This window comes from Caballeronia sordidicola, assembly GCF_000729995.1.
Classification (GTDB): domain Bacteria; phylum Pseudomonadota; class Gammaproteobacteria; order Burkholderiales; family Burkholderiaceae; genus Caballeronia; species Caballeronia sordidicola_A.
In genome coordinates, this window is the sequence record NZ_JNFG01000215.1 from 78,226 (window position 1) to 92,483 (window position 14,258).

Here is a 14,258-nt window from a genome sequence, read left to right on the forward strand (position 1 = left end):
CGCATGGGTTCGCGCCGGCAGAACCTCAATCGGTTCACCGGCGCGCTCCAAGACCTACTCCACGTTCTCCTCCAACTGCGCTTCAAGCCCGACAATCTTCTCCCGCCGTTCCTTTGACAGATTGCCTACTGGCGGTCCGGCGAAACTCTTGCGCACGCCTGCGCCGTACCAGATCAGCATCAGCACCGCCAGCAAGCCGACAATCACATAGATCACTTTTTCATTCGGCGGCTGGATACCCACATAAGCAAGAATCAACGCGCCGATAACTGCCGCAACAGCAAACGGCTTCGACCACATGCCCAACTGGAATGGTCCTTTCTCCGTCCACGTCTTGCCTTCTGCGAAGATCCCGGCAGCTACCGGCATGGCGTACGAGATGAACAGAAACACCGCGCTGCCTGCGCTCAACACCGAGAAGGCATCGCCGTACAACGTGATAACAATGGCCAGCACGGCCGACACCCAGATCGCAATGCCCGGCGTCCGGTGCGCATTGACCTTGCGCAGGAACTTCGACCCAGGCAGGCCGCCGTCGCGTGCGAACGCAAACATCATTCGTGACGTCGATGTCACCGCGGCCAGTCCGCAAACGTAGTTAATAAAAAACAGCAGCAACTCGATCGCGATTCGCAGCGGTCCTGGAATCGGCGCGAGGATCGCTTCAAAGAATCCGGTGCCCTGCTTGATCGCCGCGCCAATGTCCGGCATCACCAGCACGAACGAGCAGACCAGCACATACCCGAACAAGGTCGACCACAGAACGGACTTGACGATCCCGCGCGGCACGTTGCGCGCAGCATCGTGAGTTTCCTCCGCTGTGTGCGCGGAGGCATCGAAACCGGTGATCGTATAGGCGGTCAGAAGCAGGCCTGAAAGGAACGCCATGGCCATGGTTTGAGCGGGCCATTGTCCGCCATCCACACCCGTAAAATTCTTGAAGGTCACGAGCCGCGCAAAATCCACCTTGACCGGCGAGTAGATCACCAACGAAGCAACCAGGATCACCGTCACGACAAAGATCAGGTAGCCCGAGACATCGGTAATCTTGCTGGCGATCCGGATACCGCGGTGATTCAGGAAAGCCTGCGATGCGGTGATCAACGTAAGAAATATGGTCTGATGCCACCAGCCCAGCGCCTCGGGCTTGACGCCGAACATCGGGGCGATGAGGGTGCGAAAGAACGGGTCCCAAGTGCCGAAGTTAATGGCGGCGACCACGAACACGAGTCCCAGCAGATTGAACCAGGCGGTGAGCCAGCCCCAGGTCTTGCCGCCCAGGATAGAGCTCCAGTGATACAGGCCGCCGGCTGTCGGATAAGACGAGGCGATCTGCGCCATCGCGGCGGCAACCACCAGCGCGAAGACGGACCCGAGCGGCCAGCCCAGTCCGATCGACGCACCGCCGGCCGCGCTGAGTCCAAGCTGGAACGAGGTGATTCCGCCAGACAGGATGCAGATGAGCGAGAACGATACGGCGAAGTTGGAGAACGCACCCATGCGGCGGGAGAGCTCCTGCGCATACCCCATTTTGTGCAGCAATGAAACGTCGCTATCCGCGCTCGCGGGCGGCGGAACTGCCGTATTGATGTCCATGATGACGGGTCCTTATGGCTGAAGCTGCAGGGTAGATGTTGGTAGTCGCTGCTGAATAAACCGGCGCAAACAAACTCGCCAACTCACGCGGCGGTGAAGCAGTTATCGACGTAGAGATGCGCGCCGTTGATGAAACTGGCGTCGTCGCTGGCGAGAAAGAGTGCTGCCTTGGCGACTTCCTCGGGCGCGCAAAGGCGGCCCTGCTGAAGCGAGAGCGCTGCTTCGCTTGCATCGAAACCGTATTGCGCCAGGGCGGCGATTTCACGCTGCCCGTGCGGGGTATCGATGAAACCCGGGCACACCGCATTGCAACGGATCCCGCGCTCGCGATACTCCACGGCAATCGCCCGCGCGAACATCGCGCATGCGCCCTTGGTCGTGCAATACAGCACTTCGAGCGGCGTGGCCGCCGTCGACGAGATCGATGCCGTGCAGACAATCGAGCCGCCGCCCCCGCTAAGCATGTGCGGCAGCACGGCGCGGGTCATCGTGAACATGCTCTTGACGTTGACGTCCATTAGCCACTGGTAGTCCTCGTCGGTGGTATCGAGGAACGGTTTGACGACAATGCTGCCCGCGTGATTGAACAGCACGTCGATCGTGCCGAAGCGCTCGGCGATCCGCGCCACGGCGGTTTCAACCTGTTCGGTCTTCGCCACATCGGCCCTGAAGAACTCGGCCACGCCGCCGCCCTCGCGAATCTGCGCGGCGACCTGCATGCCGGCATCGGCGTTGATATCGACGATGGCGACCTGTGCGCCTTCCCTGGCGAACAACACGGAGGCAGCACCGCCGCAACCGGTGGCCCCGCCCGATACGATCGCGATCTTGCCCGCGAGTTTTCCGCCAACAGACTCGGATTTGCCCATTCCTGACCTCTCGTTGTTTATCCTTTATTTAGGCTAGGCGCGACACAATTTACGCACTATCCAAAATTGGCAATGGAGCGGGATAGACGGCGAAAAATCTGCAAACGGTGCCATGCGGAGGCTCAAAGTCGCTCCGGGCAGGGTTTTCAGCGATGGGCGCGCGCACGCGCGGCGCTTACCGTGGCGCACGGCGCAGGCCAGAATGGTCAGAATGAGCGGCGGCGAATTTAGATTCGCTTTTTGGTCGTTTACACTTTTTTGACGCGTACCGTCCGCCAGGGAGCTCTTATGCAAGCGGTCCAACCGGTGCGTCCGGCCGTTGATATCCATTGCTGCCGGAGCATTGACGAGCAGGCCGGGCTGCTCGAAAGCTGGAACCAGACCTACTGCCAGATCTCGCGGGGCGCTTTCGACGGCTCGGTCAGCTCCGTGCATGCGGGCGCCGTGCGTATTCTCGTTGAGCGCATGAACCGGACGGTGTACCAGCGCGGTTGCGTGGATGGTTCGCGGATCGCCGTGGGGATTCCGTTCCAGCTCGAAGGCCACGCGTTGTTGTGCGGGCAGGTGAGTCATCTTGACGGGCTGCATGTCTTCTCCGGTCCCGGAGGCTTCGAGTTTTTATCGCCCGACAAACATGTGGTCGTGAATCTGGAGATAGCGCCGCGGGAACTGTCCGACCCGCTGCTTCGCCTCGCGATGGACAACGTTCAGCAAGCGCTCGGTAGTCAGCCGGGGGTGCTCAATGCCGATCCGCACCGTTTGCAGGCGTTCAGGGGCACGCTGGCGGCTCTGCTGGATGCGGTTACGTCCAGCCCATCGGCGCTCGCCGACCCGAGCGTGTGCGCGAGTTTTGAACGGTCTGTGATCGTGGGGCTATCTGACTTGCTGGTCGATGTCATTGATACCGACACGCGTACCGGACCGTCACGCAACTGGAAGCTGGTGGGCGCCGTGCGTGAACTGGTGGAAGCGTCGGCGGATTGCCCGCTGTCGGTCGCTGACCTGTGCTTGCGGCTGGGCGTCAGCCGGCGCACGGTGCAGTATGCATTCGATGAAATCCTCGGCACGAATCCGGCGTCTTACCTGCGTGCCGTCCGGCTTGATCGCGTCCGCAAGGACCTGCTGCACGCCGGCTCCGTCACCGACGCGGCGACCCGTTGGGGCTTCTGGCACTTCGGCCACTTCTCCAATGACTATCGAGAGCAGTTTGGCGAATTGCCGTCGGAGACATTGCGGCGCTTGCGTAACGGGGCGGGGCGCGCTTAAGCGTTCGAGTTCACGTCCGTTGCGAATTCGGACAGCGAAATACGCCTATGCCGGCGAGGATCGGCCTAAACTAAAAGATCAGACCTCAAACAAGCGAGGAGACCATGCGCTCCCTCCTGCTCGCGCTCGCTCTGGCATGTTTCGTCTCTCATGCCGGTGCGCAACAGCCTCCGCTATATGAACAATCCGGCGACTTCGTTGCTACCGGCTTTCACTTCGAAGACGGCTCTTCGTTGCCCCAGGTCAAGCTGCATTACGTCACGCTCGGCGTACCCCATTGTGACGGCAATGGACACTTCACCAACGTCGTCTTGCTGCTGCACGGTACGACCGACACTGGCCGCGCGTTCCTCACGGCAGCTATGCGCGAGGAACTGTTCGGCCCCGGCCAGCCGCTCGACGCGAGCCGTTTTTTCATCATCATTCCGGACGGGCTTGGACGGGGCGGATCAAGCAAACCCAGCGACGGTCTGCGGGCGAAGTTTCCTGAATATGGATACAACGACGTCGTTCAGGCGCAGTACCTGCTCGTCACGCAAGGACTGGGTATCGACCATGTGCGCCTGGTGCTCGGTACGTCGATGGGCGGCATGCAGACGTGGCTATGGGGCGAACGTTATCCGGACATGATGGACGGCCTCATGCCGATCGCGAGCCAGCCGGTCGCGCTCACCGGACGCAATGGTTTCTGGCGGCAAATGATTATCGACGCTATTCGACGGGACCCTGACTGGAACGACGGCAACTTTCTGCGCCAGCCCATTCAATGGCTGCGCACCATGCCGGTCTTTACGCTGATCACGAGGAACCCCGCACGCATGCAGGCGTTATCGCCTACGCCCGGCACCGCCAGGTGGTCCTATGACGCCGCCGTCTACAGCGGCCGTCAATACGACGCCAACGACGTGGTGTACTGGTTCGAGTCTTCGTGGGACTACAACCCCGAAGCGGCGCTTGGGGAGATCAAGGCGCCGCTCTTCGCCCTCAATTTCTCCGACGACCTGTTGAACCCGACCGATCTCGGCATCATGCAGCGTCTTGTACCGCGCGTGCCGCATGGGCGCTTTGTCGAGATGCCGGAGAGCGAGCGCTCTTACGGCAACGAGACGATTGACCATCCCGAGGTCTGGAAAAGCTATCTCGCGGAGTTTCTCCAGAGCTTGCCGCAGCAGGCGCAATGAAGCCAATTGACTCTATGTCTAGCTGCCCATCATCTTCGTCTCTTGCGGACCGATCCACTCACGGTCGAATCGACCCTCGGCAATGGAACGTAACGCAGCCGCTTCCTTGTCCGCCTGCCGCTTTGCCCCTTCGATGACCGTTGCCACGTCTGCGGGCGCTATCGCGAGGACACCGTCTTCGTCGCCTACGATGATATCTCCGGGATGCACTACCATGCCGCCGACGGTGATCGCCACATTAACCTCGCCAGGACCGTTCTTATAAGGGCCGCGATGCGTCGCGGCGCGCGCATAGACCGGGAAGTCGTGTCCGCGAATGGCGCCCACGTCACGGATTGCACCGTCGATTATCAGACCCTGCACGCCGAGGCTTTCGGCATACGTCGCCATGATTTCGCCCATCAGCGCTTGCGTAATATCACCGCCGCCGTCTATCACCAGCACGTCGCCGGGCCGGCAAAAATCGAACGCACGATGAATGGCGAGGTTGTCGCCGGGACGGGTGCGCACGGTCACCGCCGTCCCGGCCATAGGCCTGGGACGGTGATACGGCACGAGTCCGATCGTGCCGCTGACGCGCGCCATGTTGTCGCTAAGCAGCGAGACAGCGAGGCCGCGCAGTGTCTCCAGTATCTCGACGCTAGCTTGCGTGGCGGACGCATGGCGGCGCCATCCGGGTGGATTCGTCAAGATCATCTCCTTCAGGAAAGCTGATGATTGATTTGGTGGTTTAGCTGATTCGACAAACGCCCGTACACCGCACGCGCGTTGTCTTCGTAGATGCGCTGGCGATCGGCCGGCGTGAGCCAGGGGATCGCGTCAATATAACGGCGGGTATCGTCATAGTAATGACCGGTCTCGGGGTCGATGCCCTGAACTGCGCCGATCGTCTCCGATGCAAACAGGATGTTCTCGACCGGGATCACTTTCGCCAGCAGGTCGGTGCCGGGCTGGTGGTACACGCAGGTATCGAAGAACACGTTCTTGAGCAAATAATCCTTGAGCAACGGTCGCTTCATGTCCTGAGCGAGCCCGCGATATCGCCCCCAGTGATAAGGCACGGCGCCCCCACCGTGGGGAATGATGAAACGCAAGTCGGGGAAGTCGGCGAACAAATCCGCCGTGAGCAATTGCATGAACGCGGAGGTGTCGCCGTTGATGTAATGCGCGCCGGTCGCATGGAAGTTAGGGTTGCACGAGGACGACACGTGGATCATGGCCGGCACGTCCAGCTCCACCATTGTTTCGTAGAGCGGATACCATGAGCGATCCGTCAGCGGCGGCCCGGTCCAGTAACCGCCCGATGGGTCCGGATTGAGATTGCAGCCTATAAAACCAAGCTGCTCGACACAGCGGCGTAACTCGGGAATGCAGTTCTCGGGCGCTACCCCGGGCGCTTGCGGCAACTGGCAGACAGCCACGAAGTTGCGCGGAAACATCTGGCACACGCGATGAATCAGGTCATTGCTTTCCTGCGACCAGTGCGCGTTGGCATCGGCCCCGGCCAGGTGATGTCCCATGCCGGCAGCCCGTGGCGAAAAGATCGTGAGATCCGTGCCGCGCTCCCGTTGAATGCGTAACTGCCCGGCTTCAATGCTGTCGCGGATCTGCTCGTCCGTGATGACGGGACGCGGCGGGGGGGATGTACCGTCTTTGAGCGCTGCTATCTGGGCGGCGCGCCAGGCTTCATGTTCGCGCGGGGAGGTCGTGTAGTGACCATGACAGTCAATGATCATTGCGGGTTTCCGGATCAAGGTTCAGTGAAGGTGTCCGGCGCGCGACTCGCCGGCCGGCAGTGCGTCGATCTCGTCTTCCGGCGGCGTGACCCGCATGACCAGCGCGATGATGGTTGCCACCACCAGGAAGGCCGCGATCGTCAGGAGCGCCAGCTTGAAGTTGCCCGTGGCGCTGCGCACGAGCCCGATGCTCCAGGGGCCGACGAGCCCACCGAACTGGGCGACGGTGTTGATGAGCGCGATCGTCGCGGCGCCGGCGGCGCCGGTCCTGAACGACGAGGCGAGGCTCCAGAACAGCGGGTTGCCTGCATAGATGAACAGCCCGGTCACGCACAGGAGCGCATAGGCGATCACCGGATTTGGCGCATAGGCGCTGCCCGCAATAGCGAGCGCGCTCATGCCGTACACGAACGCGAGATGTTTCTTCCGGTCGCCGGTCCGGTCGGAGCTGCGGCTGATCACCAGCGTGCCGAGGACACCGAGAAGCGGCGGAGCGGCGGACAGGAAACCCACCTCCAGGTTGCTGAGGTTGCCCAGGCTCTTGACGATCTGCGGTAACCACAGGAACAGGCCGTAGACACCCACGAGCGCGCAGCCGAACAAACACGCGAGGCTCCATACGCGGACATCGCTGGCTACGCGTAGCATCGAAAAATGCTTGTCAGCGCCCAGGGCCTCGCGCTCTTTCGTCAGCGTGGACTCGAGCCACTGCTTTTGCACGTCGGTCAGCCACGCGGCGTCGGCGGGGCGCTCGGTCATCAGGCGCAGCGTCAGGAGGCCAAGGAGCATGGCCGGGACACCTTCCATGATGAACATCCACTGCCATCCCTGCAGGCCCAACGGTCCATTCGCATAGGTCATGAGCGCCGTCGAAATCGGGCCACCCAGCACGGCCGAAAACGAGCCGGCGATGATATAACCCCCGACCGCACGCGCGCGGTAACGTTGCGGGAACCACTTCGTCAGGTACACCGCCACGCCGGGAAGAAAACCGGCTTCCATCACGCCCAGGAGGAAGCGCAACACGTAGAAGCTGTACTCGTTGAACACGAAGGCGGTCGCGGCCGCAACCGCTCCCCACGTCAGCAGGATGCGGGCGATCCAGCGCCTGGCGCCAACGCGATGCAGCAGCAAGTTGCTGGGCACTTCGAGAAGCATGTAGCCGAAGAAGAAAATGCTTCCGGCGAAGCCGAACACGGCTGGGCTGAAGCCGAGCTGCTTGTTCATGTCGAGTGCGGCAAAGCCGATGTTTATTCGGTCGAGATAGTTGAAGAACATCATGGCGAAGAGCAACGGCATGAGGCGCCCGTAGACTCGACGCATGGTGGCGCTTTCGATCGGATCGGTCATCAATGTCTCCTGCTGTAGAGCGCCCGTAGGGCCGGACGTCGTTGTGGTTTGCTGTTGCTACGATGATTCCGTGATGATCCAGATGCCCGATCAGCAATCGGCGACTCGTCACTGAAGATCGATGCTTATGTGTTTGCACAGTTGCGAATCGCGCTCAGGCGGCAGCCGGTACAAACCGGTAGGACGCCCTTGAGCCGGTTGAAGGGTCCCTGCGTTATTCGACAGTCGTTGAGCATTGCTAACGGCCTCGGCCAGTGCTAATCAGACAACAACAGGAACCCGTAAGCCAACGAGTGAGTTAGAGATGTCCCGGCCGCGAACCTGAAGCCGGTGGTAGACGGCGTTATCCAAAAACCATTATTCCGACGCCGGACGATCTGCCACGATGCGTGTGCTTACGGTTCAATGACAAAGCGATGGCGCGCGCCATACAAATGGCGAGCGTCAGCGCATCCACGTCCGGGTCGCCCCGTTCCTGCAAACCGATGATTCGACGAGTCATGGTACGAACCGCCGTGCTGCGCGTCCAAGACCGTGTTTTTATCCTTTTATAATAATTTTCTTATAGTTCTGGCGGATCTTGCGGCAAGTCTTTCCCCGTGGGTGACAAACAGGTAAGAAAGGCGCGCAGATGAGGCGAGCTGTCGTCGCTGCGAAAGCTCGCCGCAAGCGTAGTAGTCTGCGACGCGAGCGGACCGCTCAGGCGCCGGTACACGACGTCGGAGCGTCCATGCCGGGCGACCGATTCACCCACGAATGTCACACCCAGCCCCGCCGCGACCAGCGCAATAGCCGTCTGGATCTCGTAAGCCCGGTGCGCGATGTGCGGCGTAATGCCGGCATTGCGATAAAGTGATTCAACAAAATGCGAGAACTGCGCATTCGAGTGCTTGGGGTAAAGCACGAGGGGCGTGTCGGCAAGCTGCGTGATCCGTACTTTCTTTTCACCCGCAAGCGGATGGTCCGGCGCGAGAACGACCATCACGCGTTCGCGCAGCAGCGGCAACGTGGTGCATCCCGTTATGGGGGGAACCTGCCGGCCGATACCGATGTGAATGCGGGTCTCATGCAGTGCATCGGCTTGCTCTTCAGTGAGCATTTCGAAAAGCTTCAACTCGACCTTGGGGTAATCCCGATGAAACGACTTCAGCGCGGGCGGCAGCACGCTGTACATCGCTGAGCGGGTGAAGCCGATGCCGAGCCAGCCACGCATGCCCAGGCCGATCTCGCGGGTGCCAAGCGCGGCCTGATCGAAGGATGCGAGGATCTGGCGCGCCTCGATACACAGATAGCTGCCCGCCTCCGTGAGTCTCAAAGGCCGGCTGCCGCGGTCAACCAACTGCGTGCCCATGCGCGCCTCGAGTGCGCGGATCTGCTGGCTAAGCGCCGGCTGCGCGACATGCAGCCGCTGCGCCGCGCGGCTGAAGTTGAGTTCTTCCGCGAGGACGACAAAGGCCTGCAGGTGTCGAAGGTTCATTGTTGTGTGATTGAAAAGCGCTAGCGAAGAACGTCACGCATGACGACAGCAGTATCAACCGTCACGGACCGGCAGAGGTTATCAAAACCACGCGCTCCCATCCGGCTTCATGCCAACCGCATTGAATCGCGCAAAGCAAAGAGAAGGAATAGGCCCTTGATTTATTGACTACGTAGTCATAAACTCATCCCATGAGTTCCTATTCCAGTCCGAGAAAGACGGCTTCGGCCATGCAACGCGGCAGACCGCGGGAGTTCGACGTGGCTTCCGTTTCTGAGGCGGCCGGTCGCGTGTTCTGGGAGCGTGGCTATCACTCGACCTCGCTGGACGATCTTACCGAGGCAACGGGCCTGCTTCGCGGTAGCCTTTACGGCGCCTTTGGCGACAAGCGCGGCATGCTGTTGGCCGCGCTGGATTATTACGCCGAAGGGGCGGTAGCGAGGTTGTCCGAGCGGCTGAATTCGGGTCTTCCACCCCACGAAGCGTTGCGTGAAGCGTTGCTTCACCATACCCGCGTGGTATCCGCGCTGACCGGCATTCCCGGCTGTTTCATTACGAATACTGCGCTCGAGATGATCCCAAGTGATCCGGACGTGACATTGCGGATAGAGTCGATCATGCGGCGCATATCAACATTGCTCGCGGCGGCCGTTATTCGCGGACAAGCGGAAGGGGTCTTCAATCCCGGGCTGAATGAAAAAGCGGTGGGCGACTTTCTGCTGTGCATGACGCAGGGCTTGAGGGTTCTCGGCAAGGTCGTGCATGAAGAGGAGCGGTTGACCGCGGCCGTCGATGTCGCCATGCGCGCATTGAGCTGATTTTTTTTGCCGATTTATTGACTATCAAGTCATAAATTCCGGATCTCGTTTTACGTACTGCGCCAAGAAAAATCGTCGGACACGTACAGGCGCCTCAACGCCATATTCCAGGAGACTGAAAGCATGTCATGGACAGTCGATGAACAGCTCGCGCTCACGGCAACGCAAGCCGTCAGTGCGATTCAGTCGGGGCGCCTGAAGGCCACTGACTACGTCGCCACCTTGCTGGCTCGCGCCGCGGCACTTTCCACGCTCAACGCGCTGACCACGCTCAATACGGAGGGTGCGCTAGAAGCGGCGCGGCGTATTGATGCCCTCCCAGTCGACGAGAAACGCCGGCTTGCGCTCGCCGGCCTGCCGGTCGTGGTCAAGGACAACATCAATACGGCAGGTTTGCAGACGTCGGCGGGCACGCCGGCACTGGAGAATTTCATCCCGTCGACCCATGCGCCCTCGGTGCAAAAACTGCTCGACGCTGGTGCGATCCTGCTCGGCAAGTCCAATATGCACGAACTGGCGCTTGGCATCACCAGCACGAACCTGAGTACGCATGCGGGGCCTGTTCGGAATCCTTATAACCCCGGGATGATTCCCGGCGGATCGTCCGGCGGCACAGCGGCGGCGGTGGCCGCGCGTATCGTGCCGGCGGGACTCGGCACGGATACCGGCGGTTCGACCCGCATCCCGGCCGCGTTGACCGGTATTGCAGGCTTCCGGCCTTCGGTGGGCAATGGCGGGCATCAGCGCCGTTATCACGATACAAACGCGGTCGTGCCGATCAGCCGAACCCGCGACACGGTTGGACCTATGGCACGCACCGTCGCTGATATCGCGTTGCTCGATGGCGTGGTGACTGGTGACGGTCCGCTTCCCGGCGTGGTGCTGGGCGACTTGCGCATTGGCCTTCCTGCATGCTGTTGGGCCGGACTGGATCGCGGACTGGAAACCGTAGCACGCGGCGCTCTCGAGCGGCTGAAAGCGGCGGGCGTGACGCTCGTGACTATCGACATGCCTGATCTGTTCGGATTGAGTGACCAGATCAGCTTTGCCGTGGCATTGCATGAATCGCTTGAGGACCTTCCCGCGTGGCTGATCGCCAACGACGCGCCCGTCAAGACCGCTGCCGAAGTGGCCGCGCGAATTGCCAGCCCCGACGTACGCGCCGCATATGAATTCATTCTCGCCGATGCGTTCGGCACGAAATACGACTCGGCGATGAATATATTGCGGCCCCAACTTCAGCACTTGTACGCAACGACGTTCGCCACGCATGCGCTTGATGCGTTACTTTTTCCAACCACGGTTCTGCCTGCTGTGCCAATTGATGCGCTGAACGGATCTTCGCAAGTATCGATCAACGGCGGTGAGCCGATGGATGAAATGACTACCTTCCTGCGCAACACTGATCCGGCCAGCGTCGCGGGAATTTCGGGCTTGTCGCTGCCCGCCGGGATGACACAGGAAGGTTTGCCCGTAGGTATTGAGCTCGATGGACCCATTGGTAGCGATCGCCGTTTGCTTGCAATAGGTGTGGCGTTCGAACAGGTGCTGGGTTCGCTGCCTGCGCCGATGTTGTGATACGGACGTTGCCTGGCGCTACCGTCCCGGCAACGCCATTTCTTGCGTATTCGCACACCTCCTTGAGGCAAGCGGTTACTGCACATTTTTTTCTTTATTTATTGACCATATAGTCATGAAATCAGATCAAATCTTGCAGAATCCATCTGTCGGCATGCATTCGGCGTCGACCCGGTCGGGCGCGCTGGCTTTGCTCGTGCTCCTCACAGGCGCGTTCCTGTCACCGCTCGATTACTTCATCGTCAATCTCGCGTTGCCGGCCATTCGCTCAGGGCTGAACGCGAGTTCGGCGGAGTTGCAGTTGATCGTGTCGGTGTATACGGCAGCGTTTGCTGTCTTTCTAGTGACGGGCGGACGCCTGGGCGACATGTTCGGACGCAAGAGAATCTTCATGCTCGGCATGGCGGGTTTTGTGGTGTCGTCGGCGTTGTGCGCGGGGGCGCCGAATGGCACAGTATTGGTGTTCGGGCGAATGCTTCAGGGCGCGTCGGCTTCGGTCATGGTGCCGCAGATCCTTGCCACGATCCGGACGGTGTTCCCGAAGGAGCAGCAGACGAAAGTCATGAGCCTGTACGGATTCATCTATGGCTTTGCTTCAGTCGTCGGACAGATAGGCGGCGGGGCGTTGATCACGCTGCGTCCGTTCGGCCTCGGCTGGCAATCGATCTTCTTGATCAACCTGCCTGTCGGATTGCTGGCTTTAATCGGCGCGTGGCGCTTCGTGCCGGAAAATCGTCCGGCCCGAAGCGCCGGTATCGATGCAGCGGGCCTCGTGCTTTTGTCGGTGTTCATGGCCCTCGTGATCTACCCGCTAACGCAAGGCCGGGAGGCCGGATGGCCCGCGTGGACGTTCATTTCACTTGCTGCAAGCGTGCCGGTTTTCGCCGTATTCCTGTTGCTGGAATACCGGCTGAAACTGAAGGGCGGAGATCCGCTTGTTGACCTTGAACTCTTCAGGAATCCTGTTTTTTCAATCGGGTTGGTACTGGCCTTTTGTTTCTATTGCGACAGCGTTTTTTTCCTGACTTACGGTATCTATCTGCAGAATGGTTTGCGTTTTTCGTCGCTTGCCGCGGGCTTTGCGATTTTCCCGTTCGGCGCCGGCTCTATCCTTGGGCCGTTGTTGTCGCCGCTATTGGTGCGACGAGTCGGCAACCGTATCCTCGTCATTGGCTTTGCATTGCTCGCTGTCGGATTTGCGATGACCGGGGGCGCGCTGTTTCAACGGGTTGCACCAGGGCCGCTGTTTTATGCCGGTCTGCTGCTTGCCGGAATGGGGCATGGCATGGTGCTGCCATCGGTGGTGCGGATCGTGATCGGAGAGGTTGGGCCGGCGCAAGCCGGGCTCGCATCGAGTGTGGTCACGTCCATGTTGCAGATCGGGTCGGCGTTCGGCGCGACCGCAATCAGCGGGGCTTTCTTTTCGGTTCTGTCTACAGGGACATCAGCCGCGGAGTATGCGCACGCATATCAGGTGAGCATTTCGATTGTGTCGGTGCTGTTTGCCGGCTGCGTCGGGCTTTCGATGGTACTGGCGTCGACGCGAACGAAACCCGCTTGAGAATGATGAAGAAAGCCGCGGAAAGTTACCGCCCTAAAGCACATTCAGCATCGCCAACGCAGTCTCCTGCAAATGGTGTACTACCCGGTTAATCGCAGCCTCGGTCGTCTCCCTGCCCATTGGCATGTTCGTGCTCAGCGCGGCGACAACCTCACCATGCCGGTCCTTCATGGGCACGGCGATACCCCGCACGCCCACCTGCAACTGCTGTTCGATGACCGCAAACCCGTCGGCCCGGGCTTGCCGGATTTTCTCCGCAAGACGCACCGTGTTCGTCAGCGTATGAGGCGTAAACGGCGTCAGCACGGTCGTGTTCAACCATTCATGGACGGCTTCCTCGTCGGGCTTGTAAGCAAGCAGCACCACTCCCGGCGACGTCAGCGGCGCAGGCACCCGGGCGCCCAGCACGAACCCCGTGGTCATGACCCGCGAGGTCCCGTTGCGTGCAATGAACACCAGCTCCCATTCATCGAGCACGCTGATATAAACCGACTCGTTGAGCGTCGCACTCAGTTGCTGCAAGTAAGGCTGCACCAGTTTCGGCAATCGCGCGGAATCGAAATACGACCAGCCAACGCGCAGCACGCGAGGCGTCAGACCGAACAATTTTCCATCGCTTTCCACATAACCAAGACTCTCCAGCGTCAGCAAATGCCGACGCGCCGCGGTCCGGGTCATGCCCGTGCGAGCCCCTGCTTGCGTGGGGGTCATGCGGGCGTGCTGGCTGTCGAATGCCTCGAGTACGGCCAAGCCTTTCTCGAGCCCCGCGATCCAGTCGCGCTTGTCTAACGGCGGTCGCTTGGTCATCAGCATTAACCCTCATTAC

The 14,258-nt window shown here is 60.6% G+C and carries 12 protein-coding genes; 5 read left to right on the forward strand and 7 right to left on the reverse strand.

The features are described from left to right. Window positions 1-54: 54 nt before the first annotated feature. Together FH08_RS0147070 and FH08_RS0147075 are read right to left on the reverse strand one after the other, a co-directional pair. Window positions 55-1,596 carry an amino acid permease gene (locus FH08_RS0147070; protein WP_031365026.1) on the reverse strand — a complete coding sequence of 514 codons (1,542 nt, stop codon included), beginning with the start codon at window positions 1,594-1,596 and terminating at the stop codon, window positions 55-57. 83 nt (window positions 1,597-1,679) lie between these two features. Next, window positions 1,680-2,465 (reverse strand): SDR family NAD(P)-dependent oxidoreductase, encoded by a 786-nt coding sequence (locus tag FH08_RS0147075; RefSeq protein WP_031365027.1) that lies wholly within the window; start codon window positions 2,463-2,465, stop codon window positions 1,680-1,682. 288 nt (window positions 2,466-2,753) lie between these two features. On the opposite strand from FH08_RS0147075, the gene FH08_RS0147080 reads away from it, so the two are divergent. Together FH08_RS0147080 and FH08_RS0147085 are read left to right on the forward strand one after the other, a co-directional pair. Then, window positions 2,754-3,731, forward strand: coding sequence for a helix-turn-helix domain-containing protein (locus FH08_RS0147080; RefSeq protein WP_031365028.1), 978 nt, complete (start codon window positions 2,754-2,756; stop codon window positions 3,729-3,731). Between the two features lie 104 nt (window positions 3,732-3,835). Next, window positions 3,836-4,912: an alpha/beta fold hydrolase gene (locus FH08_RS0147085; protein ID WP_031365029.1), complete on the forward strand. Its 1,077-nt coding sequence runs from the start codon at window positions 3,836-3,838 to the stop codon at window positions 4,910-4,912. A gap of 18 nt (window positions 4,913-4,930) precedes the next feature. Here the strand turns inward: FH08_RS0147085 and FH08_RS0147090 are convergent, their stop codons facing one another. From FH08_RS0147090 to FH08_RS0147110, 4 genes are all read right to left on the reverse strand, one after another. Next, complete coding sequence (locus tag FH08_RS0147090) at window positions 4,931-5,602, reverse strand: RraA family protein (RefSeq protein WP_235210737.1); 672 nt, start codon at window positions 5,600-5,602, stop codon at window positions 4,931-4,933. An 11-nt stretch (window positions 5,603-5,613) separates the two neighbouring features. Then, the gene (locus tag FH08_RS0147095) at window positions 5,614-6,648 is read right to left on the reverse strand and encodes an amidohydrolase family protein (RefSeq protein ID WP_031365031.1); all 1,035 of its coding nucleotides are present in this window, start codon (window positions 6,646-6,648) and stop codon (window positions 5,614-5,616) included. Between the two features lie 21 nt (window positions 6,649-6,669). Continuing rightward, a complete protein-coding gene (locus FH08_RS0147100; protein ID WP_031365032.1) occupies window positions 6,670-7,998 on the reverse strand; it encodes an MFS transporter in 1,329 nt (442 codons plus the stop codon). A 562-nt stretch (window positions 7,999-8,560) separates the two neighbouring features. Continuing rightward, on the reverse strand, window positions 8,561-9,475 hold the full coding sequence (locus FH08_RS0147110; protein ID WP_031365033.1) for a LysR family transcriptional regulator: 915 nt from the start codon (window positions 9,473-9,475) through the stop codon (window positions 8,561-8,563). A 191-nt stretch (window positions 9,476-9,666) separates the two neighbouring features. On the opposite strand from FH08_RS0147110, the gene FH08_RS0147115 reads away from it, so the two are divergent. The 3 genes from FH08_RS0147115 to FH08_RS0147125 all read left to right on the forward strand — a co-directional run bounded on the left by FH08_RS0147115 (window position 9,667) and on the right by FH08_RS0147125 (window position 13,432). Further along, the gene (locus FH08_RS0147115) at window positions 9,667-10,293 is read left to right on the forward strand and encodes a TetR/AcrR family transcriptional regulator (protein ID WP_031365034.1); all 627 of its coding nucleotides are present in this window, start codon (window positions 9,667-9,669) and stop codon (window positions 10,291-10,293) included. 123 nt (window positions 10,294-10,416) lie between these two features. Then, entirely contained in the window at window positions 10,417-11,871 is a 1,455-nt protein-coding gene (gene iaaH, locus FH08_RS0147120; RefSeq protein ID WP_031365035.1) for an indoleacetamide hydrolase, read from the forward strand. 115 nt (window positions 11,872-11,986) lie between these two features. After that, complete coding sequence (locus tag FH08_RS0147125; RefSeq protein ID WP_031365036.1) at window positions 11,987-13,432, forward strand: MFS transporter; 1,446 nt, start codon at window positions 11,987-11,989, stop codon at window positions 13,430-13,432. 33 nt (window positions 13,433-13,465) lie between these two features. On the opposite strand, the gene FH08_RS0147130 is transcribed toward FH08_RS0147125, so the two are convergent. Beyond that, window positions 13,466-14,239: an IclR family transcriptional regulator domain-containing protein gene (locus FH08_RS0147130; protein WP_031365037.1), complete on the reverse strand. Its 774-nt coding sequence runs from the start codon at window positions 14,237-14,239 to the stop codon at window positions 13,466-13,468. Window positions 14,240-14,258: the final 19 nt, after the last annotated feature.

Bases quoted from the DNA above. Each gene is read 5' to 3' on its own strand.
- FH08_RS0147125 (WP_031365036.1), top strand. From the start codon at position 11,987: ATGAAATCAGATCAAATCTTGCAGAATCCATCTGTCGGCATGCATTCG.
- FH08_RS0147075 (WP_031365027.1), bottom strand. From the start codon at position 2,465: ATGGGCAAATCCGAGTCTGTTGGCGGAAAACTCGCGGGCAAGATCGCG.
- FH08_RS0147095 (WP_031365031.1), bottom strand. From the start codon at position 6,648: ATGATCATTGACTGTCATGGTCACTACACGACCTCCCCGCGCGAACAT.
- FH08_RS0147080 (WP_031365028.1), top strand. From the start codon at position 2,754: ATGCAAGCGGTCCAACCGGTGCGTCCGGCCGTTGATATCCATTGCTGC.
- FH08_RS0147085 (WP_031365029.1), top strand. From the start codon at position 3,836: ATGCGCTCCCTCCTGCTCGCGCTCGCTCTGGCATGTTTCGTCTCTCAT.
- FH08_RS0147070 (WP_031365026.1), bottom strand. From the start codon at position 1,596: ATGGACATCAATACGGCAGTTCCGCCGCCCGCGAGCGCGGATAGCGAC.
- FH08_RS0147100 (WP_031365032.1), bottom strand. From the start codon at position 7,998: ATGACCGATCCGATCGAAAGCGCCACCATGCGTCGAGTCTACGGGCGC.
- FH08_RS0147130 (WP_031365037.1), bottom strand. From the start codon at position 14,239: ATGACCAAGCGACCGCCGTTAGACAAGCGCGACTGGATCGCGGGGCTC.
- iaaH (WP_031365035.1), top strand. From the start codon at position 10,417: ATGTCATGGACAGTCGATGAACAGCTCGCGCTCACGGCAACGCAAGCC.
- FH08_RS0147115 (WP_031365034.1), top strand. From the start codon at position 9,667: ATGAGTTCCTATTCCAGTCCGAGAAAGACGGCTTCGGCCATGCAACGC.
- FH08_RS0147110 (WP_031365033.1), bottom strand. From the start codon at position 9,475: ATGAACCTTCGACACCTGCAGGCCTTTGTCGTCCTCGCGGAAGAACTC.